A 19,372-nucleotide genomic window follows, 5' to 3' on the forward strand; every position below is an offset into this window, starting at 1 on the left:
GGTCGCCGGGCCCCGGCCACGGAAGGCGGGGTCACCTCGCGGCGCTCGCCGGCCCCCGCGCGGAGGTGCTCGGGTACGTCGGCGGGGCCGAGCCGGATCGCCTCCGGGTCGGGCGCGGCAGCCACGCTCCTCCCACGACGCCGGCCACCTCGTCGCCCAGGAGGCGAGGGGAACACGCGCTCACCCGTCTCGCCGGGGCGCCGGTAACCCGTGCGCCGCTTCCAGTCCACGGGGTTCACTCCCGCGGCGCGCACCGCGACGAGCACCTTGCCGGGCCCGGGCCGGGGGCGGTCCAGGTCGACGAGCGCCTCGGTCTCCGGGCCGCTCACCGGGTGAAGAGGTACGCCTTCGGCGTTGCTCCCCCCTCTCCTTCACTGGCGCCGGACCGCTCGACCACTGGATCCGGAACGACACGTGCAAGGGCGGGGAGGCGGGCGGCTGTTACCAGCCCTCGGGAGTGTTGATACGGGCTCGATGACCGGCGGGCGGCCCCGGTGCGGAACACCGCTGACTTGCACGTACGGTGAACCCCGTAAGAATCCGCCGCCCTCACGTGGGAACCGCATGAACGTCACCCGAGGCTTCGCCGGGCGCCCCCGCGTCCTCAATCCGGGGCTGCCCCCCGGCCAGTACGACGCCGGCGACGACTGGCCCGTGCTGTCCGCCGAGGTCACGCCCGACCTCGCGCCCGCCGACTGGACCTTCCGCGTCGACGGGCTGGTGGCGGCGCCCCGCACGTGGGACTGGGACGAGGCGCACGCGCTGCCGGAGTCCGCGTACGAGGGCGACATCCACTGCGTGACCAGCTGGTCGAAGTTCGGCGTGCGGTTCGGGGGCGTGTCCCTGGACGCGTTCCTGGCGGCCGTCCGGCCCGCTGCGCCGGCGACCCATGCCATCGCGTACTCGCACACCGGGTACACCACAAACCTCCCCCTGTCCGACCTCACGGGCGGCCGGGCCTGGATCGCCTGGGAGTACGACGGGAAGCCCCTGGCGGCCGAGCACGGCGGTCCGGCGCGGCTGCTGGTGCCCCACCTGTACTTCTGGAAGAGCGCCAAGTGGATCGCGGGCCTGCGTCTCCTCGACCACGACGAGCCGGGCTTCTGGGAGCAGAACGGCTATCACGCGCGGGGCAACCCCTGGCAGGAGCAGAGGTACTCCGGTGACTGAGACCTTCACCGCCCCGACCTTCACGCCCCCGACCCGGTTCGCCGTGCCGGGCCGGATCGCCGTGAGCACCCAGGCCGCCGCCGTGTGGCAGACGGCCACGCTCACCGAGATCCGCCGCGAGACCCCGTGGGCGGCCACCTTCCGGTTCGCGGTGCCGGACTGGGCGGGTCACCTGCCCGGCCAGCACCTGATGCTGCGGCTCACGGCCGACGACGGCTACACCGCCCAGCGGCACTACTCGATCGCCTCGGCGCCCGACGACGACGGGCACATCGAGCTGACCCTGGACCACGTGGACGGCGGCGAGGTGTCGGGCTGGTTCCACACCGTCGCCGAGGCGGGCGACGAGGTCGAGGTGCGCGGCCCGCTCAGCGGCTTCTTCGCCTGGCCCGGCGACCGGCCCGCGCTGCTGATCGGCGCCGGCTCCGGGGTCGTCCCGCTGATGTCGATGGTCCGCCACCACCGGGCCCGCGGCCTCGACGTGCCGCTGCGGCTGCTGGTGTCCGCGCGCGGCCCCGAGGAACTGATCTACGCGCGGGAGTACGGGGCGGAGACGACGCCCGTGTTCACCCGGAGCGCTCCGGCGGGCGTGCCCGTGGGCCGGCTCACCGCCGATCACGTGGCTCAGCTGCTCGCGGAACAGCCGGCGGGCGGCTGGGAGGCGTACGTGTGCGGCTCCAACGGGTTCGCCGAGCACGCCTCGCGGCTGCTGGTCGAGGCCGGGCAGCCGGTGGATCGCGTCCGGATCGAACGCTTCGGCTGACACCCTCCCCCGCGGCCTGTCCGCCCCACCGCCTCCCCCGACCCGCCCTCCCGCCCTCCCGCCGCCCTTTCCGTGTTTTCCCGCGCCCTTCCGAGGGGCCGTCGTGAACGATGCGTGAAACGATGTACTCCGAACAGGGTACGAAACTCATGTGGGCACTCGTACGCGTGACGGCGAGGAGGTCGACATGCGAACCCGGGTGCGCGGCTGGCGCTGGCGGAAGAATCCGCTGCGGCGCCGGGCGGACGTCGTGGAGGCATGGACGGCGCTGGTCGCGGCTGTGCTACTGCTGGTCGCCGTGCCGCTGGCCGGCGTGCTCGCCGGCCGGTGGGCCTATGAAGACGCCCAGACGGTGGCGGCCCAGCAGCGGGCCGAACGCCACCGGGTGCACGCCGAGGTCGTCGGCCATGTTCCCGACACCCTGCCCATGGCGGACGGCGTCCGGGAACGGACCTACCGCGTGACGGTGCGCTGGACGCCACCGGCTGAGAAGGCACGGACGGCCACCGCGAGGGTTCCGGAGGGCACGCACCGGGGTGACGTGGTGGAGGTCTGGTTCGACGCCCGGGGGCGGAGCGTCTCCCCGCCGCCGAACGACACGATGGTGTGGCAGCACGCCCTCACCATGGGCACGTGCGCGGCGGGCGGTACGGCAGCCACGGTGCTGCTCGGGCACGCCGTCGTCCGCCGGGTGGCGATGCGGCACCGGCTGGGCGAGTGGGAGCGGGAGTGGGCTCGCACGGAGCCGCAGTGGACCCGGCGCAGGCCCGCCTGAACCTCTTGATCAGGGTCTGGCGAGGCCTCCCGTCGCCCACGTACGGTGTGATCATTCGTACGGGCACTTAACAAAAGGCGGTCCTTCATGCCCCTGTTCGACCTGTCCCTCGAAGAGCTCCACGAGTACCGCAGCGCATCCACCGAGCCCGAGGACTTCGACGCGTTCTGGTCCAAGACCCTCCAGGAAGCCCGCGAGCACGACCTGGACGCCCGCTTCGAGCCGGTCGACACGGGCCTGGCCACGGTGCAGGTGTACGACGTGACGTTCGCGGGGTTCGGCGGTCACCCTGTGAGGGGCTGGCTGACGCTGCCGGCCGCAGCCGCGGAACCGTTGCCCCTGGTCGTGGAGTTCCTCGGCTACGGCGGCGGACGCGGTCTGCCGCACGAGCACCTGCTGTGGGCGTCGACGGGCCGCGCGCACTTCCTCATGGACACCCGCGGCCAGGGCAGCGCCTGGGGCGGCGGGGGCGGCACGGCGGACCCGGTGGGCGGTGCACCCTCGTACCCCGGTTTCATGACCCAGGGCATCGACGCCCCCGAGAACTACTACTACCGCCGGGTGTTCACGGACGCGGTGCGGGCGATCGAGGCGGCCCGTTCCCACCCGCTGACCGACGCCTCGCGGACGGTGGCGCTCGGCGGGAGCCAGGGCGGAGGCATCACGATCGCCGTGGGCGGACTGGTGCCGGACCTGGTGGCGATCGCCCCGGACGTGCCGTTCCTGTGCGACTTCCCGCGCGCCACGACGCTGACGGACCGTCACCCGTACCGTGAGATCGGCCTGTTCCTCAAGACGCACCGCGGCCGCGCCCAGGACGCGCTGCGCACCCTGTCGTACTTCGACGGCGTGCACTTCGCGTCCCGCGGCTCGGCCCCCTCCCTGTTCTCGGCCGCCCTGGAGGACCAGACCTGCCCGCCGTCGACCGTGTTCGCCGCCTTCAACGCGTGGGCGCACGAGGACAAGGCGATCGAGGTCTACGACTTCAACGACCACGAGGGCGGCGGCCCCTACCAGGAGGCGGCCAAGCTGCGCTGGCTGCGCTCGTACGCCTGAGCGGCCGGCCGGTGAAGACGGGTGCCGCCGCCGAGCGGTTCGTGCGGGTGTGGGAGCGGGCCTGGGCGGCGCACGACGTGGAGGCACTGCTGGAGCTGTACGCCGAGGCCTGCGTCCACCGCTCGATGCCGTTCCGTGAACCTCACCGGGGGCGGGGCGAGTTGGCGGCTTATCTGCGCTGGTCGTTCGCGGCGGAGCGGGTGATCGAGGTGCGGTTCTCACCTCCGGTCGTCGGTGGGGACGGCGTCGCGGTGGCCGAGTTCCGGGTGCTGTCCGAGGAGGACGGGGCGGCTGTCACGCTGGCCGGCTGTGTCTTCGTCCGGTTCGACGGCGCCGGGCTGGCGGTCGAGACACGGGACTACTGGCATACGGCCGAGGGGCACGAGGAACCGGCGGGGCGCCGTTTCCTCCTGTGACCCTGCCGGGCGGCTTCCCTCCAGTCCGACCAGTCGGTACGTTCGGGGTGCCCGGGCCGCACCGTCGCGGTCCGGGGTCCCGGCGGACCACGGAGGCCCCATGTCCGAGCGCGTGCCACAGGTTCACGGCCACTGCGACCCACGGTTCGCCGCGGTGCGCACCGCCTTCGAGGAGAACTTCCGCGACCGCGGCGAGCTGGGCGCCGCGGTGAGCGTCACGGTCGACGGCGTGACGGTGGCCGACCTGTGGGGCGGCTGGGCCGACCCGGCACGCACACGCGCGTGGGAGCGGGACACGCTGGTCAATGTCTGGTCCACGTCGAAGGGGCCGACGGCGCTGTGCGCGCACATCCTCGCCGACCGGGGGCAGCTCGACTTCGACGCGCCGGTGGCCGGGTACTGGCCGGAGTTCGCCGCGGCGGGCAAGGAGCGGGTGCTCGTGCGGCATCTGCTGTCCCACCGCGCGGGCCTCGCCGGGCTGCGCGAGCCGCACTCGCTGGAGCAGCTCTACGACTGGGAACTCACCACCGCGCGCCTCGCGGCCACGGAGCCCTGGTGGGAGCCGGGCACCCGGTCCGGCTATCACGCCTTCACCTACGGCTTCCTGGTCGGCGAGGTCGTACGGCGTGTGTCGGGGCTGCTGCCGGGGGCCTTTCTGGAGCGGGAGGTGACCGGCCCGCTGGGCGTCGACTTCACCATCGGGCTGGCGGAGAAGGAGGCCGGTCGGGCGGCCGAGCTGGCACATCCGCCGGCCGCCTCCTCCAGCGAACAGGCCGCGATCTTCAGCCAGTTGGCGCCCGCGGCCATCGCCGCCCTGGCCAACCCGGTGGTGGGCGCGACCGAGGCCAACTCGCCGCGGTGGCGGGCCGCGGAGATCCCGGCCGCGAACGGCCACGGCACCGCGCGGGCGGTCGCCGCGCTGTACGGGATCTTCGCCGGCCGCGGCACGTACGGCGGCCGGCGCGTCCTGTCCCCCGAGGCGGCCGAGCGAGTGCGGGAGGGGCAGGGCAGCTGCCGGGACGTGGTGCTGGGGGCCGGGCTCGGGCACGAGACGGAGATCGGGCTCGGGCTGTGGCTGAGCGGCCCGAACGGATCGTACGGACCCAACCCGCGCGCGTTCGGACACGACGGCTTCGGCGGCTCCTGCGGGCTCGCGGATCCGGAGGCGGGGGTGTCGCTGGGGTACGTGATGAACCGTATGGGGCCGCACATCGCCGACGACCCGCGAAAGACGGCGTTGGTGGACGCGCTGTACAGCGCGCTGTGACCACTCCGGGTGCCGGAACCAGCAGCACCCGGGCCGTCGCCTCAGTCCGACCGGCGCGCCTCGACCATGCGGACGCGTGGGCTTCCGTCGCTCCTCGTCCCGAACTCGGGCAGGGTGCGGAGGTGCACGCGGAACCCGGCGTGTTCCAGCTCGCGCCGGACCTCGCCGAGCCGGAAGGCGCGGTAGTACATCACGAACGGCGGCCGCCACAGAGCGTTGCGCACCCGCATCACGGCGTCGAAGCCGAGAAGCATCCAGTACACCGGGGAGGACGGCCGGGGCGGCGCGACGACAGGGAAAGCGAAGCATCCGCCCGGCCGCAGCACACGGTGCACCTGGGCGAACAGGCCCGGCAGCTCGCGGGGCAGGAAGTGACCGAAGGCGCCGAAACTGACGACGAGGTCGAAGCGGGCAGTGAACGGCAGGGCACGGGCGTCCGCGCGCACCCAGGAAACGCGCGGGCCCGCCGGACGGCTCCGCCCGCGCGCCTCGTCGAGCATGCCCGCGCTGAAGTCGACCCCGGTCACGCCGCTCCGGCACACGGTGGCCAGGACGTCGACCCCGGCGCCGGTGCCGCAGCACAGGTCGAGGCCGCCCTCGTACGGGCCGGACTCCTTCAGGGCCGAGGCGACCGCGTCCAGGACGGAGTCCGGGGTGCGGAAGGGGGTGTGATCGAACTTCGGCGCGAGGAGGTCGTAGCCGTGCTCGACGGACGACAGGGCCTGGACGGCGAGCTCGCGCAGGGTGGGACCTTCGGGACTGAACATCGGTGTCAGCCTACGGCGGTCCGCCGCTTCAGGAGCGTGAGGGCGTGCTCGCACCAGCGCACGTTCGTCTCCTCGAAGGCGATGCCGCCCATCAGGGTCAGGGGGGCCGATCCGGTCGGCCTCGCCCAGGCACTCGTCCTCGGTGCGCCCGCCGAAAAGGCGGCCGCGTACCCGTTCGTAGCGGTCGAGCTCGGCGCGGGACCAGGTCACGCGCTCCTCGATCAGCGAGCGGGTCACCTCGGGGTCGGTGGCGTCCATCGCCTGGATCTTGACGAGGAGTTCGTCGCGGATGGCGGTGGGGCGGCGGGGCGGGGTCGCAGCGAAGGCGCTCAGGTCCTCGCGGCCCGCCCCGGTGAGGGTGAACATCCGCTTGCTGGGCCGGCGTTCCTGCTGCACGACCCGCGCCTCGGTCAGTGCGTCCTGCGCGAGGTGCACCAGCTCGCGGTAGAGCTGCTACGGGGTCGCGGGCCAGAAGTTCGCGAGGGAGACGTCGAAGACCTTCGACTGTTCGTAGCCCGAGGCCTCGCCCTCCAGGAGGGCGGCCAGGACGGCGCACTTGAGGGACATATGGACACTGTGGCAGTAGGCGATTATTCTCATCTGCACCTACTCAATAATTTTACTAGCGATGAGGTGATCCGATGCGCGCGTTCCGTGAGGCGGTCGAGGCCGGCGATCTCGACGCCGTCGAGGCGCTGCTGGCCGACGACGTGGTGTTCACCAGCCCGGTCGTGTTCAAGCCGTACCCGGGCAAGGCGATCACCGCGGCGATCCTGCGCGGGGTGGTGCGGGTCTTCGAGGACTTCCGGTACGAGCGGGAGCTCGGCGGGGGCGGCGGGCGCGACCACGCGCTGGTCTTCACGGCGCGGGTGGGCGAGCGGGAACTGACCGGCTGTGACTTCATCCATCTGAACGAGGACGGGCTCATCGACGAACTCACCGTCATGGTGCGCCCGTTGTCGGGTGCGCAGGCCCTCGCGGCGGCGATGGGCGCGCAGTTCGGCGACATCCTGAAGGAGGCGGAGGCGCGGTCGGCCTCCGCCTCCTGACGTCAGGCCCGGCCGACCGCTGACATCTACACGGGCCTGCCGCCGCGCGTGGACCCCGGGCCGGACCTCAGTCCCTGAGGTCCCCGAGGGTCGTCCTCGTGTCCGCCTTCAGCCAGTCCGAGACCTCGGCGAGCTTCGGCGGATCGGTGTCGTCGCTGTACGAGGAGTAGTAGGCGCTGTAGCTCATCGTGTAGGTCACCCAGCCGTCGCGTACGGCGAGCGTGGCGTAGAGGGAACCGCTCGACGAACCGGACGTGGTGTCGTCGCTGACGAGATAGGCCTCGTCGCCCATGCCCGTGACGGTCTCCACGTCGTAACCCGTGTGGCTGTCCGCGTAGTTCTTCCAGGTGGCGGTGAACTCCGGGCCGGGGTCGGTCTTCTTGTGCCGGTCCAGTTGGACGGAGAGGTACGCGTCCGCGTAGCTCGACCCGGACTTCTTCAGGCTGAGGTTGCAGAGCCCTTCGTCGAGGGCGTCGTCCTCGAGACTGTTGTGGGTCGGGGCGCTGTCGTTCTCCGTGTACTCCTCCTTGAAGGAGGAGTAGTCGGTGGCGTTGCACAGGTTCGACGGTGCCGTGTAGCCGCGCAGGTCCGGATCGGCTCCGGTGCCGATCAGGAAGACACCGGCCGCCCACGCGGCCGACGCCACCACCGCGCCGACCACGGCCCACAGGACCGCCCGTCCGGCGCCGCCGCCCCCGGTGGGCGGCGGGGCGACGACGGGGTACGGCCCCGGCTGGGCGTACGGATTGCCGGGCTGGGGCTGGACAGGCTGCCCGACCAGGGTCGGCTGGGCATAGACGCTCTGCTGGCCGGCCTGGGTCGCGGGTGCCGCCGGCGGGAAACCCATCGGCCCGCCGGGCACCGGCGACTGCGGATGCGGATAGGGGTACGCGCTCGGCTGGGCCGGCGCCTCGGACGGCTGCTCCGGCTGCTGCGGAGGCTGAGGCGGCGTGGACATGTCGTGAAGATAAGGCAGATTTGACGGTCAAGTCCCCTGCTGTCACGGATCGTTACCCTCCGGGGACATGTCCGGTAAACATCGAGGAGGCCGGGTTTTCCGCCCGGCCTCCCCTGTGTGCGCGCTCCGCGTGCAGCGGCTGGACGGACGCCGTCTGCGCCTGCGCCCCCACCACGGCCCGTGCGGTGTTCTTCCGCACCAGCAGCAGGGTGACCAGCGCGCCCACCAGGGACGCGCAGCCAACTCGGCTTAGGCGGCGGCGAGTCGGTCGCCGCCGACGGTGTCGACGACGACGTCGACCGGTTCCGTCAGCCCCCCACCGCGTCCACCGTCTCGGCCGCCCCGAGCCAGACCACCCACCGGCGCCCCTCCTCGGACCCGGCCGCACCGACCACGTAGGCCCCGCCGAGCGCCGCGAGTTGCACCGCGAAGCCGCCGACACCGCCCGACGCCCCGGTCACCAGGACCCGGCCGCCCAGCAGGGGCCCGCCTGCTCCAGGGCCCGCAGGGCCGTGCCCGCCGCCACGGGCAGGGTCGCGGCCTCGCCCAGGTCGACTCCGTCCGGGGCCACGGCCACATCGATCACGTCCATGGCGCACAGCGCGCCGAAGCCGCCACCGGCACCGAACCCCACGACCCGGCTGCCCGCCGCCGGACCGGTGCCGTCCGACGCCGGCGCCACCACGACCCCGGCCGCGTCGAAGCCGATCACCTCACCCGGCCGGCCCTGCCGCGCGAAGTACAGTTCGGCCGAGTTGAGCCAGGTGTGGCGGACTTCCACGAGAACCTGCCCCGGCCCGGGCACGGGTCCGGCGCCTCCCCCAGGCGCAGCCGTCCGGGCGCCTCGGGGTCCACGATCAGTGCGCGCATGGCATGCCCTTCCCGTCGTCTCGTCCCGTGCCTTCCGGCCGTCGCGTCCGCCCAACCGGGGCCTTTTACGGAGTTCTTCCCTGCGGCGGCCGAACCCGTAGCAGCGGCTGCGAGCCGCGTGGAACAAGCAATGCCTTGGGCGCGTTGACATCATCGGAACGGACCGGCGTGCTACAGTGCCGACAGCACTTGTGTACGCCCCATGTCAGGGCGCCGGTGCCAGTTCCTCTTCAGTTCGCCGCATCACCCGCCGTCTCCGGCCGGTGCGACGGCTTTCCCGCACCACCTCACCAGCGGTTCAGCTCTGCCGTGGCCGAGGTGCTGTTCCCGCCGCCCGAGGCGCGCCCTGCGCCCTCCCTTCGCGGCTGCTCCCCCCTTCTCCGCATGCCTCATGCCCTCCGTCCGTGAAAGGACCGACCACCATGACCACCACTCTCGAACACCCCCCTGTGCAGCAGCAGCCTCCGGCCCGGGTCGCCGCCGGTGTCCTCGACATCGACGCGAGCGGGAAGGGACACCTGCGTTCCGCGGACTGCATGCCCACACCCGCCGATCTCCAGGTCCCGGCGGCGCTGATCCGCCGTCACGGCCTGCGCAAGGGCGACCTCGTCGAAGGGGTGCGCGGCACCCAGCGCGCCCTGACCGAGGTCGCCCGCGTCAACGGCCGTACGCCCGACGCACTGCGCACTCGCCGTCAGTTCCGTGACCTCACCCCCCTCCACCCGCACGAGCGGCTCCGTCTGGAACACCCGGCGGCCGGGCTCGCCGGGCGGGTCGCCGACCTCATCGCTCCCGTCGGCAAGGGCCAGCGCGGACTGATCGTCGCCCCGCCGAAGACCGGCAAGACCGTGCTGCTCCAGCAGATCGCCGCCGCCGTCGCCGGCAACCATCCCGAGGCGTGGCTGATGGTCGTCCTGCTGGACGAGCGGCCCGAGGAGGTCACCGACATGCGGCGCTCCGTGCGCGGCGAGGTGTACGCCTCGACGTTCGACCGGACGCCCAAGCAGCACATCGCCCTCGCCGAACTCGTCGTCGAGCGGGCCAAGCGGCTCGTCGAGGCGGGCGAGGACGTCGTGATCCTCCTCGACTCACTGACCCGGCTGTGCCGGGCCCACAACAACGCGGCCGCCGCCGGGGGCCGCACCCTCAGCGGCGGGGTCGACGCCACCGCGCTCATCGGCCCCAAGCGGTTCTTCGGCGCCGCGCGTGCGGCCGAGGAGGGCGGCTCGCTCACGATCCTCGCCACCGCGCTCGTGGAAACCGGCTCCCGCGCAGACGGCTTCTACTTCGAGGAACTGAAGGGCACCGGCAACATGGAGCTCCGCCTCGACCGCGAACCCGCCTCCCGTCGCGTCTTCCCGGCCGTCGACATCAACACCTCCGGCACCCGCCGTGAGGAACTCCTTCTCTCCCCCGGCGAGTTGACGGCCACGCGCGGCCTGCGTCGGGCCCTGCAGACCCGGGACGGCCAGGCGAACCTGGAAACGCTCCTGGAGCGGATGCGCGCGACCCCGGACAACGCGACCTTCCTGCGCCGCATCCAGCCGACGCTGCCCGTCGCCTGACGCCGCCCGACGCGGAACGTGCGGCATCCGGGTGCTCACGCGTACCTGTTCGGCACGGGCAGCACGGGGAACGCCACCTTCATTCCTACGTTGATCATATGACGATCGGATTCTCTTCCCGGGCCGCTGTGGCGGCCTGCGCGTTCTGTGTGGCAGGCGCTCTGGCCCTGGGGCCCGTCGCGGTCGCCGCCCCGGCCGGCGCGGACCCCGGAGCGCCCGGCGGACCCGGCAGCCCCAGCAGCGCCGGCAGCGTCGGCCGGCCACGGGTGACGACGCCGCTGCCGTCCCTGCTGTACCGCTCCGGCACGCAGGTCAGGCCCCACCGGGGCGCCCCCGAGGTCCCGGACGTCTCCGCCCTGTCGTGGCTGGTGGCCGACGCACGGACCGGCGAGGTGCTCGCCGCCTCGAACGCGCACCGCAGGCTGCCCCCCGCCAGCACGCTGAAAACCCTCTTCGCCCTCACGGTGCTGCCGGTCCTGCCCGGCGGGATCCGGCACCGGGTGAGCGAGGAGGAGCTCATGGGCATCGGCCCCGGCAGCAGCCTTGTCGGCGTCGCCGAGGGACACACCTACCAACTCGCCGATCTGTGGCGCGGGGTCTTCCTCAACTCCGGCAACGACGCCGTGCACGTCCTGGCGGCGCTCAGCGGAGGCTGGCGCACCACGGCCGTCCGGATGCAGGCCAAGGCACGGTCCCTGGGCGCCCGGGACACGCACGTGCTGTCCCCCGACGGGTACGACGCCCCGGGCCAGGTGTCGTCGGCGTACGACCTGGCCGTGTTCGGGCGGGCGGGGCTGCGCAACGCGGACTTCGCGCGGTACTGCGGCACCGCCGAGGCGAGCTTCCCGGGTGACGAGGGCCGGTCGTACGAGATCGCGAACACCAACCGGCTGTTGACCGGGGCGAACGGCGTCGAACCGTATCCCGGCCTGATCGGGATCAAGAACGGCTACACCAGCAACGCCGGCAACACCCTGGTCGCCGCCGCCCGCCGGGGCGGGCGCACCCTCGTGGTGACGGTGATGAACCCTCAGGCGGGGGGCGGGTTCGCCGTCTACGAGGAGGCGCGCGAGCTGCTCGACTGGGGGTTCGCGGCCGCCGGGCGCGTCGACGCGGTGGGCTCGCTGGACGCGCTGCGGGCGCGCCCGCGTCCTCAGCCGGGGCCGGTCCCCGCGCCGGGACCGGCCCCGGGATCCGCGTCGGTGCCCGTCGCCGCCGCGACCGCCGTCGACGACGCTCCGGGCTGGCCGGAGGCGGCACTCGTCACGGGCGTCGCCGCTCTGGGCGGGGCAGCCGTGGCGCTCGTGCTGCGGCTCGCGCGCCGCCGTCCTTCCGGAAGGTGACCGACCGGCAGCCACACCAGCAGCCCGAGCGTGATCCAGGTGTAGATGTTGCTGCCGAGGAAGCCGTCGACGCCGGACGCGTCGTGGAACCACAGCCACACCACGCTGGTGCACAGCACCGCGTACAGGGCGCCCGCGACGCGTGCGTGCCCCGCGCGGATCAGCACGGCGAAGGACGGCAGCAGCCAGACCAGGTGGTGCACCCAGGTGACGGGACTGACCAGGCAGGCGGTGAGGCCGGTGAGCGCGAAGGCCGCCTGCCAGGCCCCCGCGGCCACCGCCCGCCTGGCCCGCCCCGCCCACCAGCACAGCACCACCAGGACCAGCGCCGCCCAGACGGCCCGGCTCTCCACGCCCAGCCGGGCCAGGACGCCCTGGAGCGACTGGTTCGAGACGTAGTCGAGGCGGCCCACGCGGGTGGTGTCCCACATGGCGTACGTCCAGTAGAAGCGTGAGGCGTCCGGGGCGACCAGGGCCGCGAACCCGGTGGCGGCGGCCGCCACCGCCGTGGCCACGGCGGCCTCCCGCCAACGGCGGGCGACCAGCAGCAGGCCGATGAAGAGCGCGGGCGTCAGCTTCACCGCCGCCGCCAGGCCGATACCGACGCCGGCCCAGCGGCTCCGGCCGGTCGCCAGCAGCCAGGCGTCGGCCAGGACGAGGGCCAGCAGCAGCACGTTGACCTGACCGAAGCTGAACGTGTCACGCAACGGTTCGAACAGCGCGAGGGCGCAGGCGGCGAGGCCGGCGCCGTACCAGCCGTACCGCCGCCACCGCGGCCCGACCAGCACGCGGACGACCACGGCGAGCGCCGCCAGGTTGAGCAGCAGAGCGGTGAGGATCGCGGTGCGAAGGCCGACCAGCGCCATCGGCAGCATGACGACGGCCGCGAACGGGGGGTAGGTGAAGCCGTACGACGTGCCCGGCACCCGATAGTCGTAGACGCGGCCTCCGCCGTGGATCCAGCTGTTGACGGTGCCGTAGTAGACGCGCAGGTCGAACCAGTCGCGCAGCAGCGGAACCGTCGCGGTGAAGACGGCGACCACGGCGGCGAGCGCGAGGAGCAGCAGCAGGCGGCCGCGTTCGGTGCGCGGCGGTCTCACACCCCGGACGGCGATCGTTCTCATGCCGGACGCCCCAGAGCGGTCGGCGTCCGTGCCGCGAGATGGGCCTGCCACAGGACGACCCCGGCCAGCGCTCCGCCGGACACGGCGAGCACCAGGCGGCCCGTGTCGGCGGGATCGCCGTCGGGCAGGACGGCGAGGGCGAGGACCCCCGCCACGGCCGCCATCCGGTGGCGTATCAGGGTGTCGGGGGCCGCCGCGGCGATGAGGAACAGTCCCCACAGCGCGTACCAGGGGCGGATCGCCGGGCCGAACGCGGCCACCGTGGCGAGACTCAGACCGAGCGCGTACACCGGGCGCGGCCGCAGCCGCCACCAGATGACGACGAGGGCGACGGCCGTCACCGCGAGACCCAGCACGTGCCAGACGGGGATCGCCAGGGGCGCCAGGTCACTGCCGAGGCGCTCGAGGAGGGCGCGGGTGGCGCGGCCGAGCAGGCTGGTGAGCGCCCAGTTCTGCCCGGAGACCGGAGTGTCCAGCGCCCCTATCCAGCCATATCCGGTGCCCGCGACGGCGGTCGCGGCGACCGTGGTGGCGGCGGACGCGGCCCCCGTCGTCAGCAGGGCCGGGACCGGGCGCCGGCCGGCGCGCAGTTGCAGGACCACGACCGCGACGAGGCCCAGGGCGGCGGGCGCCTTGACCAGGGCGGCGAGAGTGACGAGGACGGCTCCCAGCACGGGCCGCCGGCCGAGCGCGGCGACCAGGCCGACGCCGAGCAGGCCCAGCATGATCGCGTCGTTGTGGGCGCCGGCCACCAGGTGCAGCAGCACCAGCGGGTTGAGGACGCCGAGCCAGAGCGCGGCGGCGGGGTCGGCGCCGCAGTGCCGGGCGAGCCGGGGCAGGGCTGCCGTCATCAGCGCCACCCCGAACACCGCGACACACCGCATGCCGAGCAGCCCGGCGGACAGAGCGCCCCGGGTCAGACCGGCCAGGGCGCCGGCGAGGGCGAGGAAGACCGGGCCGTACGGGGCTCCGGTGTGCCGCCACAGCGGGGCGACCTCGTCGGCGAGCGGACCGCCGAGCCGGGCCGGACCGTGCGCGTACACGTCGAGATGCGCGTCCACCATGGCGCCCTGGGCCAGGTAGCTGTACACGTCCCGGCTGAACAGCGGCGGCGCGATCAGCAGCGGCGCCGCCCAGACGACGAGGACCAGGACGAGGGCGCGAGGCGTCGGCGGATCCGCGCCGCGCACCAGACGGCCCAGGAGGACCCAGGCCGCGGTCAGCAGCACCAGCCCGAAGTACACGCCGACCAGACCGAGCACGGCGTGCACCGACGACGGGGCCAGGAGCTCGCGAGCGGGCAGCGCGCCGGCCGTCTCACCGCCGAGCGCGAGACAGGCCGTGCCGGCCAGGCCCAGCACCTGACAGCGACGGAGATCGATGGGGAAAGCCTTGGCCAACACTCCGTCATGGTGTCCACGCCGGGTGGCCGGAGAGCGACGTTCCGCCCTCCGGGCGGCGGCCTGCGTGTGACCGGCTCGTGAGTTCGTCGCCGGGGCGATGAGTTCCGCGGGTCCGGCCGGTCTCCCCTGCGACCGACTCCTACCGAACGGATGTGGTGACCGTGCCGACCAGCTCCGACTACGCCAAGGTCAACGGCCTGGAGATGTACTACGAGGTCCATGGCTTCGAGGGCGACTCCCGGCGTCCGCTGGTGCTGCTGCACGGCGGCGTCCTCACCGTCGGCCTGACCTTCGCGGCCGTGCTGCCCACGCTGGCCGCCGGCCGTCGCGTCGTGGCTCCAGAGCTCCAGGGCCACGGCCACACCGCCGACACCGACCGTGCCCTGACGCCGGCGAACCTGGCCTCGGACGTGGTGGCACTGCTCGACGAACTCGGCATCGAGCGGCCCGACGTGCTCGGGTTCAGCCTGGGCGGGCTGGTCGCGCTACAGCTCGCGCTCGCCCACCCCGAGCGCGTCGGACGGCTGGTGCTCGCCTCCACCCAGTACTCCCAGGAGGGCTACTACGAGGAGGTCCGCACCCCCGACTACACCTCACCGCGACTGCCCGGCCGGGAGGACTTCCAGGAGATGACCGACGCCTACACGGCCGTCGCCCCGCACCCCGAGCACTTCCAGGACTTCCTCGCCAAGTGCGCGACGGCGGCCCACGCCCCACTGCCCTGGACGGCCGACGACCTGCGCGGGCTCCGTGCGCCCACGCTGCTGGTGATCGGCGACACGGACTTCGTGCGGATCGAGCACGCGGCCGAGATGCACCGGCTGATCCCCGGGGCGGAACTGGCCGTGCTGCCGGCCACCACGCACATGGCGTTGATGCGGCGCACGTCCCTGCTGCTGCCGTTGCTGACCGAGTTCCTGGACCGAACGAACTGAACCGCGGGCTCAGAAGACCGACAGGCCCGTCAGGGTCGTGAAGCGGTCCAGGGCTGCCACTCCCGCCACCGAGTTGCCGCGTTCGTCCAGGCCCGGGCTCCACACGCACAGCGTGCATCGGCCCGGTACGACGGCGATGATGCCGCCGCCCACACCGCTCTTGCCGGGCAGGCCGACCCGGTAGGCGAAGTCGCCCGCCGCGTCGTACGTCCCGCAGGTCAGCATCACCGCGTTGACCTGCTTGGCCTGGCTGCGGGTGAGCAGCCGGGTGCCGTCGGCGCGGACGCCGTGCCGGGCGAGGAAGCCCGTGGCCAGGGCGAGGTCGGCGCAGGAGGCGGTGAGGGAGCACTGCCGGAAGTACTGGCCGAGGAGGACCGGTACGTCGTTGTCGATGTTGCCGTAGGACGCCATGAAATGGGCGAGGGCGGCGTTGCGGTCACCGTGCTCGGACTCGGAGGCGGCGACCGCCTCGTCGAAGTCGAGCGCGGGGTTGCCGCTCTCGGCGCGCAGGAAGTCGAGGAGTTCGCCGGAGGCGTCTCCGGTACGGGTCTGGAGGCGGTCGGTGACGACCAGCGCGCCCGCGTTGATGAAGGGATTGCGCGGGATGCCGTTCTCGTACTCCAGCTGGACCAGGGAGTTGAAGGGGTTGCCCGAGGGCTCGCGGCCCACGTGCTCCCAGAGTTCGTCGCCCTCGCGGGCCAGGTCGAGGGCGAGGGTGAAGACCTTGGTGAGGGACTGGGTGGAGAACGGCTCCCGCCACTCCCCCACGCCGTACACAGTGCCGTCCAGTTCCGCGACGGCCATGCCGAAGCGGCGCGGATCGCACGCGGCGAGCGCCGGGATGTAGTCGGCGGGCCGCCCGCGACCCGGGGTGCGCTCCATCTCCTCGGCGATGCGTTCCAGGACCGGCTGGAAGGGAAGGGACGACGTCGTTGTCATGATCACCATTGTGCCTCCGTGCCGGTCCTGGCGCGTTCGTCGCAGGTCAGGAAGGTGTTACGCGAGGGGCGAGCCGCTGCCGGCGACGACCTCGGGGCGCAGCAGGTCGGCGAGCCGTTCGGCGGGCAACAGGCCCTTCTCCAGGACGAGTTCGGCGACACCGCGGCCGGTGACGAGGGCCTCCTTGGCGATGTCGGTGGCCGCCGTGTACCCGATGTGCGGGTTGAGGGCGGTGACCAGGCCGATGGAGTTCTCCACGCTCGCGCGCAGCGCCTCGGTGTTGGCGGTGATGCCGTCCACGCAGCGCTCGGCGAGGGTCAGGCAGGCGGCGCGCAGATGGGTGATCGACTCCGACAGGGAGTGCAGGATGATCGGCTCGAAGGCGTTGAGCTGGAGCTGTCCTGCCTCTGCGGCCATGGTGATGGTGACGTCGTTGCCGATCACCTCGAAGGCGACCTGGTTGACGACCTCCGGGATCACCGGGTTGACCTTGCCCGGCATGATGGACGAACCCGCCTGCACCGGCGGGAGGTTGATCTCGCCGAGGCCGGCGCGCGGCCCGGAGGACAGCAGCCGCAGGTCGTTGCAGCTCTTGGAGAGCTTGACGGCGATCCGCTTGAGCACGCCGGACATCTGGACGAACGCACCGCAGTCCTGGGTGGCTTCGACCAGGTTCGCGGCGGTGACGAGGGGCAGCCCGGTGATCTCGGCGAGGTGGCGGCGGGCGGACTCGGCGTACCCGGCCGGGGCGTTGAGCCCCGTCCCGATGGCCGTGGCACCGAGGTTGATCTCATGGATCAGCTCGACGGCCTCGGCGAGGCGGCTGCGGTCCTCGTCGAGCATGACGGCGTACGCCGAGAACTCCTGGCCGAGGGTCATCGGCACCGCGTCCTGGAGCTGGGTGCGGCCCATCTTCAGCACGTCCCGGAACTCCACGGCCTTGCGGCCGAAGGCGTCCTGGAGCACGGCCATCGCCTTGAGCAGCCCGCGCACGGCGAACACGGTCGCGACCTTGACGGCCGTCGGGTAGACGTCGTTGGTGGACTGCCCGAGGTTGACGTCCTCATTGGGGTGCAGGTGCTGGTACTGCCCCTTCGCGTGGCCGAGCAGCTCCAGCGCCCGGTTGGCGACGACCTCGTTGGCGTTCATGTTGGTCGAGGTGCCGGCGCCGCCCTGGACGACGTCGACGACGAACTGCTCGTGCAGCTTCCCGGCCCGGATCTCGCGGCAGGCGGCGACGATGGCGGCCGCCTTGTCCGGCGCCAGCAGGCCGAGCTCCTCGTTGGCGAGGGCGGCGGCCTCCTTGACGGCTGCCAGGGCGTCGATGAGGTGCGGGTAGGCGGAGATCGGCGTCCCGGTGATGGGGAAGTTCTCGGTGGCGCGCAGGGTGTGGACACCCCAGTACGCGTCGGCGGGGACGTCCCGGTCTCCGAGCAGGTCGTGTTCGCTGCGGGTGACGGCGGCGGTCATGAGGGTGCTGCCTCTTTCTGAGGGTGAGGGGGAACGGGTGACGTCCGGGGGGGGTGGGTGGCGGTCGGCTCGGGCGGTACGGGATGAAGCCCGCCCGAGCCGACCAGGCACCGGTCCGGTGGTGACCGGACCGGCGGGTTCAGGTGCCGGGCGCCGGAAGAACACCCGACGACCGGGCCGCGCGGGAGCGGCGGCCACCGGCGACCGGTGGCCGGACTCCGCCGGTCGGCGCGGCAGCGACCGGCACGGCCCCCGGCCGGATGCCCGACACCCGGGCCGGTGGTCGGACACTGCCGGCCCGGCCCGCGCCGGCGACCGGCCGGGCCTGTTGCCGGGCGCCCGGTTCCGGGGCCGTGCGGGGAGGCGGCGCGGTGGCAGGCGGCGGGCGCCAGGCCGGCGGGTCCGCGACACGCACCGCCCGACCGGTGCTCCCCCACGCCGCGCGACACCCACGGTGGCGGCCGGAAACCGTCAGGCGCAGGCCCGTACCGTGACCGGGTCGAGTGCGCGTACCGGGCGGACGCAGCCGACCGGTTCGCCGCCGCCGAGGAGGGGTTCGCCCGCGAACTCGGTGAGGAGCGCGGGGTCCACGCCTGCTCGGGCGAGGGCGGCAGCCGTCACCGGGACGCGGGCGCGGTTCGCGCCGTCGGAGATCTTGACGGCGACGGCGCGGCCGTCCGGGAGCGCGGCGACCTCGACGCCCTCGAAGCCGTCCTTGGCGAGCAGTCCGGGGACGGCCCGCATCAGGGCGGCGACGTCCCGGCCCGCGCCGGAGGCCATTTCGGCGTGGTCGCGCATGGCGTCCGCGACCCGGGCCTCCGGGGTGTCCGGGGCCGCGGTGGTGATGCGGGCCGCGGCCCGGGCGAGGCCGTGCAGGGAGACGGAGAAGAGAGGGGCGCCGCACCCGTCGACGGTGACCCGTGCGATCCGCTGTCCGGTGAGGTCCTCGACGATCTCGGCGATCGCCTGCTGGAGCGGGTGCTCCGGGTCGAGGTAGCCGTCGAGGGACCAGCCGTTGAGCTTGCAGGTGTACAGCATGGCCGCGTGCTTGCCGGAGCAGTTCTGGGCCAGCCGGGAGGGCTCGCGGCCCTCGCGTATCCACGCGTCGCGGACGGCCGGGTCGTACGGCATGTCCGCGACGTTGCGCAGGTCGTCCTCCGTGACACCACCCAGCTCGAGGATGCGCCGGGTCCCGGCGAGATGGCGTTCCTCGCCGGAGTGGCTGGCGGCGGCGAGCGAGAGCAGCTCGCCGTCGAGCGACAGCCCGGCCCGCAGCATGGCGACGGCCTGGACGGGCTTGAGCGCCGAGCGCGGGTAGAAGGCGGCCTCGATGTCGCCGAGCTGGAACGCGACCTCACCGCGCGCGCCGAGGACGACGACGGAGCCGTAGTGGATCCCCTCCGTCACCCCGCCTCGTACGAGATGGGCGACGGGCGCGTGCAGGGGTTCGCGGATCGCGGGGGCATGGGCGAGGGAACTGCTGTACATCACTGCCTGGATCA

18 protein-coding genes and 3 pseudogenes are annotated in these 19,372 nt (G+C 73.1%); 10 read left to right on the forward strand and 11 right to left on the reverse strand.

Annotated features, from left to right (window positions below):
• Positions 1-133: 133 nt before the first annotated feature.
• A pseudogene (locus OG289_RS03470) lies at positions 134-397 on the reverse strand (alcohol dehydrogenase catalytic domain-containing protein); the annotation flags it as partial.
• A gap of 167 nt (positions 398-564) precedes the next feature.
• Here OG289_RS03470 and OG289_RS03475 point away from each other — a divergent pair.
• The 6 genes from OG289_RS03475 to OG289_RS03500 all read left to right on the forward strand — a co-directional run bounded on the left by OG289_RS03475 (position 565) and on the right by OG289_RS03500 (position 5,447).
• Positions 565-1,170: a sulfite oxidase-like oxidoreductase gene (locus OG289_RS03475; RefSeq protein ID WP_327312520.1), complete on the forward strand. Its 606-nt coding sequence runs from the start codon at positions 565-567 to the stop codon at positions 1,168-1,170.
• Positions 1,163-1,933 (forward strand): ferredoxin reductase, encoded by a 771-nt coding sequence (locus OG289_RS03480; protein WP_327312521.1) that lies wholly within the window; start codon positions 1,163-1,165, stop codon positions 1,931-1,933. The genes OG289_RS03475 and OG289_RS03480 overlap by 8 nt, the downstream gene beginning before the upstream one ends.
• A 187-nt stretch (positions 1,934-2,120) precedes the next feature.
• Entirely contained in the window at positions 2,121-2,708 is a 588-nt protein-coding gene (locus OG289_RS03485; protein ID WP_327320571.1) for an Rv1733c family protein, read from the forward strand.
• Positions 2,709-2,795: 87 nt separating this feature from the next.
• Positions 2,796-3,764, forward strand: a complete 969-nt coding sequence (locus OG289_RS03490; RefSeq protein WP_327312522.1) for an acetylxylan esterase — start codon at positions 2,796-2,798, stop codon at positions 3,762-3,764.
• A gap of 11 nt (positions 3,765-3,775) precedes the next feature.
• Positions 3,776-4,180, forward strand: coding sequence for a nuclear transport factor 2 family protein (locus OG289_RS03495; protein WP_327312523.1), 405 nt, complete (start codon positions 3,776-3,778; stop codon positions 4,178-4,180).
• 100 nt (positions 4,181-4,280) lie between these two features.
• On the forward strand, positions 4,281-5,447 hold the full coding sequence (locus tag OG289_RS03500; RefSeq protein WP_327312524.1) for a serine hydrolase domain-containing protein: 1,167 nt from the start codon (positions 4,281-4,283) through the stop codon (positions 5,445-5,447).
• Between the two features lie 41 nt (positions 5,448-5,488).
• Here OG289_RS03500 and OG289_RS03505 read toward each other — a convergent pair whose 3' ends face one another.
• The gene (locus OG289_RS03505; RefSeq protein WP_327320572.1) at positions 5,489-6,214 is read right to left on the reverse strand and encodes a class I SAM-dependent methyltransferase; all 726 of its coding nucleotides are present in this window, start codon (positions 6,212-6,214) and stop codon (positions 5,489-5,491) included.
• A gap of 5 nt (positions 6,215-6,219) precedes the next feature.
• A pseudogene (locus OG289_RS49545) lies at positions 6,220-6,781 on the reverse strand (PadR family transcriptional regulator).
• Positions 6,782-6,855: 74 nt separating this feature from the next.
• Here OG289_RS49545 and OG289_RS03515 point away from each other — a divergent pair.
• Positions 6,856-7,263: a nuclear transport factor 2 family protein gene (locus OG289_RS03515; protein ID WP_327312525.1), complete on the forward strand. Its 408-nt coding sequence runs from the start codon at positions 6,856-6,858 to the stop codon at positions 7,261-7,263.
• A gap of 67 nt (positions 7,264-7,330) precedes the next feature.
• On the opposite strand, the gene OG289_RS03520 is transcribed toward OG289_RS03515, so the two are convergent.
• The 3 genes from OG289_RS03520 to OG289_RS03530 all read right to left on the reverse strand — a co-directional run bounded on the left by OG289_RS03520 (position 7,331) and on the right by OG289_RS03530 (position 9,026).
• Positions 7,331-8,221, reverse strand: coding sequence for a hypothetical protein (locus OG289_RS03520; protein ID WP_327312526.1), 891 nt, complete (start codon positions 8,219-8,221; stop codon positions 7,331-7,333).
• Between the two features lie 308 nt (positions 8,222-8,529).
• The gene (locus OG289_RS03525; RefSeq protein WP_327312527.1) at positions 8,530-8,682 is read right to left on the reverse strand and encodes a hypothetical protein; all 153 of its coding nucleotides are present in this window, start codon (positions 8,680-8,682) and stop codon (positions 8,530-8,532) included.
• On the reverse strand, positions 8,679-9,026 hold the full coding sequence (locus tag OG289_RS03530; protein ID WP_327312528.1) for an alcohol dehydrogenase catalytic domain-containing protein: 348 nt from the start codon (positions 9,024-9,026) through the stop codon (positions 8,679-8,681). Before OG289_RS03530 ends, OG289_RS03525 begins: the two co-directional genes overlap by 4 nt.
• A 487-nt stretch (positions 9,027-9,513) precedes the next feature.
• Between OG289_RS03530 and rho the strand changes: the two genes are divergently transcribed.
• Together rho and OG289_RS03540 are read left to right on the forward strand one after the other, a co-directional pair.
• Positions 9,514-10,656, forward strand: coding sequence for a transcription termination factor Rho (rho, locus tag OG289_RS03535; protein ID WP_327312529.1), 1,143 nt, complete (start codon positions 9,514-9,516; stop codon positions 10,654-10,656).
• 98 nt (positions 10,657-10,754) lie between these two features.
• Complete coding sequence (locus tag OG289_RS03540) at positions 10,755-11,999, forward strand: D-alanyl-D-alanine carboxypeptidase family protein (protein WP_327312530.1); 1,245 nt, start codon at positions 10,755-10,757, stop codon at positions 11,997-11,999.
• 272 nt (positions 12,000-12,271) lie between these two features.
• Here OG289_RS03540 and OG289_RS03545 read toward each other — a convergent pair.
• Positions 12,272-13,123 (reverse strand): annotated as a pseudogene (locus tag OG289_RS03545) (glycosyltransferase family 87 protein); the annotation flags it as partial.
• Positions 13,120-14,625, reverse strand: coding sequence for a polyprenol phosphomannose-dependent alpha 1,6 mannosyltransferase MptB (mptB, locus tag OG289_RS03550; RefSeq protein WP_327320573.1), 1,506 nt, complete (start codon positions 14,623-14,625; stop codon positions 13,120-13,122). The gene mptB and the pseudogene OG289_RS03545, both read right to left, overlap by 4 nt.
• Positions 14,626-14,687: 62 nt before the next feature.
• Here mptB and OG289_RS03555 point away from each other — a divergent pair, with 62 nt between their 5' ends.
• On the forward strand, positions 14,688-15,461 hold the full coding sequence (locus OG289_RS03555; protein WP_327312531.1) for an alpha/beta fold hydrolase: 774 nt from the start codon (positions 14,688-14,690) through the stop codon (positions 15,459-15,461).
• Between the two features lie 9 nt (positions 15,462-15,470).
• Here the strand turns inward: OG289_RS03555 and OG289_RS03560 are convergent, their stop codons facing one another.
• From OG289_RS03560 to OG289_RS03570, 3 genes are all read right to left on the reverse strand, one after another.
• Positions 15,471-16,409 carry a glutaminase gene (locus OG289_RS03560; RefSeq protein WP_327312532.1) on the reverse strand — a complete coding sequence of 313 codons (939 nt, stop codon included), beginning with the start codon at positions 16,407-16,409 and terminating at the stop codon, positions 15,471-15,473.
• A 48-nt stretch (positions 16,410-16,457) separates the two neighbouring features.
• The gene (gene aspA, locus OG289_RS03565) at positions 16,458-17,870 is read right to left on the reverse strand and encodes an aspartate ammonia-lyase (RefSeq protein WP_327312533.1); all 1,413 of its coding nucleotides are present in this window, start codon (positions 17,868-17,870) and stop codon (positions 16,458-16,460) included.
• Between the two features lie 471 nt (positions 17,871-18,341).
• Positions 18,342-19,358, reverse strand: a complete 1,017-nt coding sequence (locus OG289_RS03570) for an asparaginase (RefSeq protein ID WP_327312534.1) — start codon at positions 19,356-19,358, stop codon at positions 18,342-18,344.
• Positions 19,359-19,372: the final 14 nt, after the last annotated feature.

Source organism: Streptomyces sp. NBC_01235, from assembly GCF_035989285.1.
GTDB lineage: Bacteria > Actinomycetota > Actinomycetes > Streptomycetales > Streptomycetaceae > Streptomyces.

Excerpts from the sequence above, each read along its gene's own strand:
- OG289_RS03500 (WP_327312524.1), top strand. The coding sequence starts at position 4,281 with ATGTCCGAGCGCGTGCCACAGGTTCACGGCCACTGCGACCCACGGTTC.
- OG289_RS03485 (WP_327320571.1), top strand. The coding sequence starts at position 2,121 with ATGCGAACCCGGGTGCGCGGCTGGCGCTGGCGGAAGAATCCGCTGCGG.
- OG289_RS03540 (WP_327312530.1), top strand. The coding sequence starts at position 10,755 with ATGACGATCGGATTCTCTTCCCGGGCCGCTGTGGCGGCCTGCGCGTTC.
- OG289_RS03475 (WP_327312520.1), top strand. The coding sequence starts at position 565 with ATGAACGTCACCCGAGGCTTCGCCGGGCGCCCCCGCGTCCTCAATCCG.
- OG289_RS03520 (WP_327312526.1), bottom strand. The coding sequence starts at position 8,221 with ATGTCCACGCCGCCTCAGCCTCCGCAGCAGCCGGAGCAGCCGTCCGAG.
- OG289_RS03560 (WP_327312532.1), bottom strand. The coding sequence starts at position 16,409 with ATGGTGATCATGACAACGACGTCGTCCCTTCCCTTCCAGCCGGTCCTG.
- rho (WP_327312529.1), top strand. The coding sequence starts at position 9,514 with ATGACCACCACTCTCGAACACCCCCCTGTGCAGCAGCAGCCTCCGGCC.
- OG289_RS03515 (WP_327312525.1), top strand. The coding sequence starts at position 6,856 with ATGCGCGCGTTCCGTGAGGCGGTCGAGGCCGGCGATCTCGACGCCGTC.
- OG289_RS03490 (WP_327312522.1), top strand. The coding sequence starts at position 2,796 with ATGCCCCTGTTCGACCTGTCCCTCGAAGAGCTCCACGAGTACCGCAGC.
- OG289_RS03505 (WP_327320572.1), bottom strand. The coding sequence starts at position 6,214 with ATGTTCAGTCCCGAAGGTCCCACCCTGCGCGAGCTCGCCGTCCAGGCC.
- aspA (WP_327312533.1), bottom strand. The coding sequence starts at position 17,870 with ATGACCGCCGCCGTCACCCGCAGCGAACACGACCTGCTCGGAGACCGG.
- OG289_RS03570 (WP_327312534.1), bottom strand. The coding sequence starts at position 19,358 with ATGTACAGCAGTTCCCTCGCCCATGCCCCCGCGATCCGCGAACCCCTG.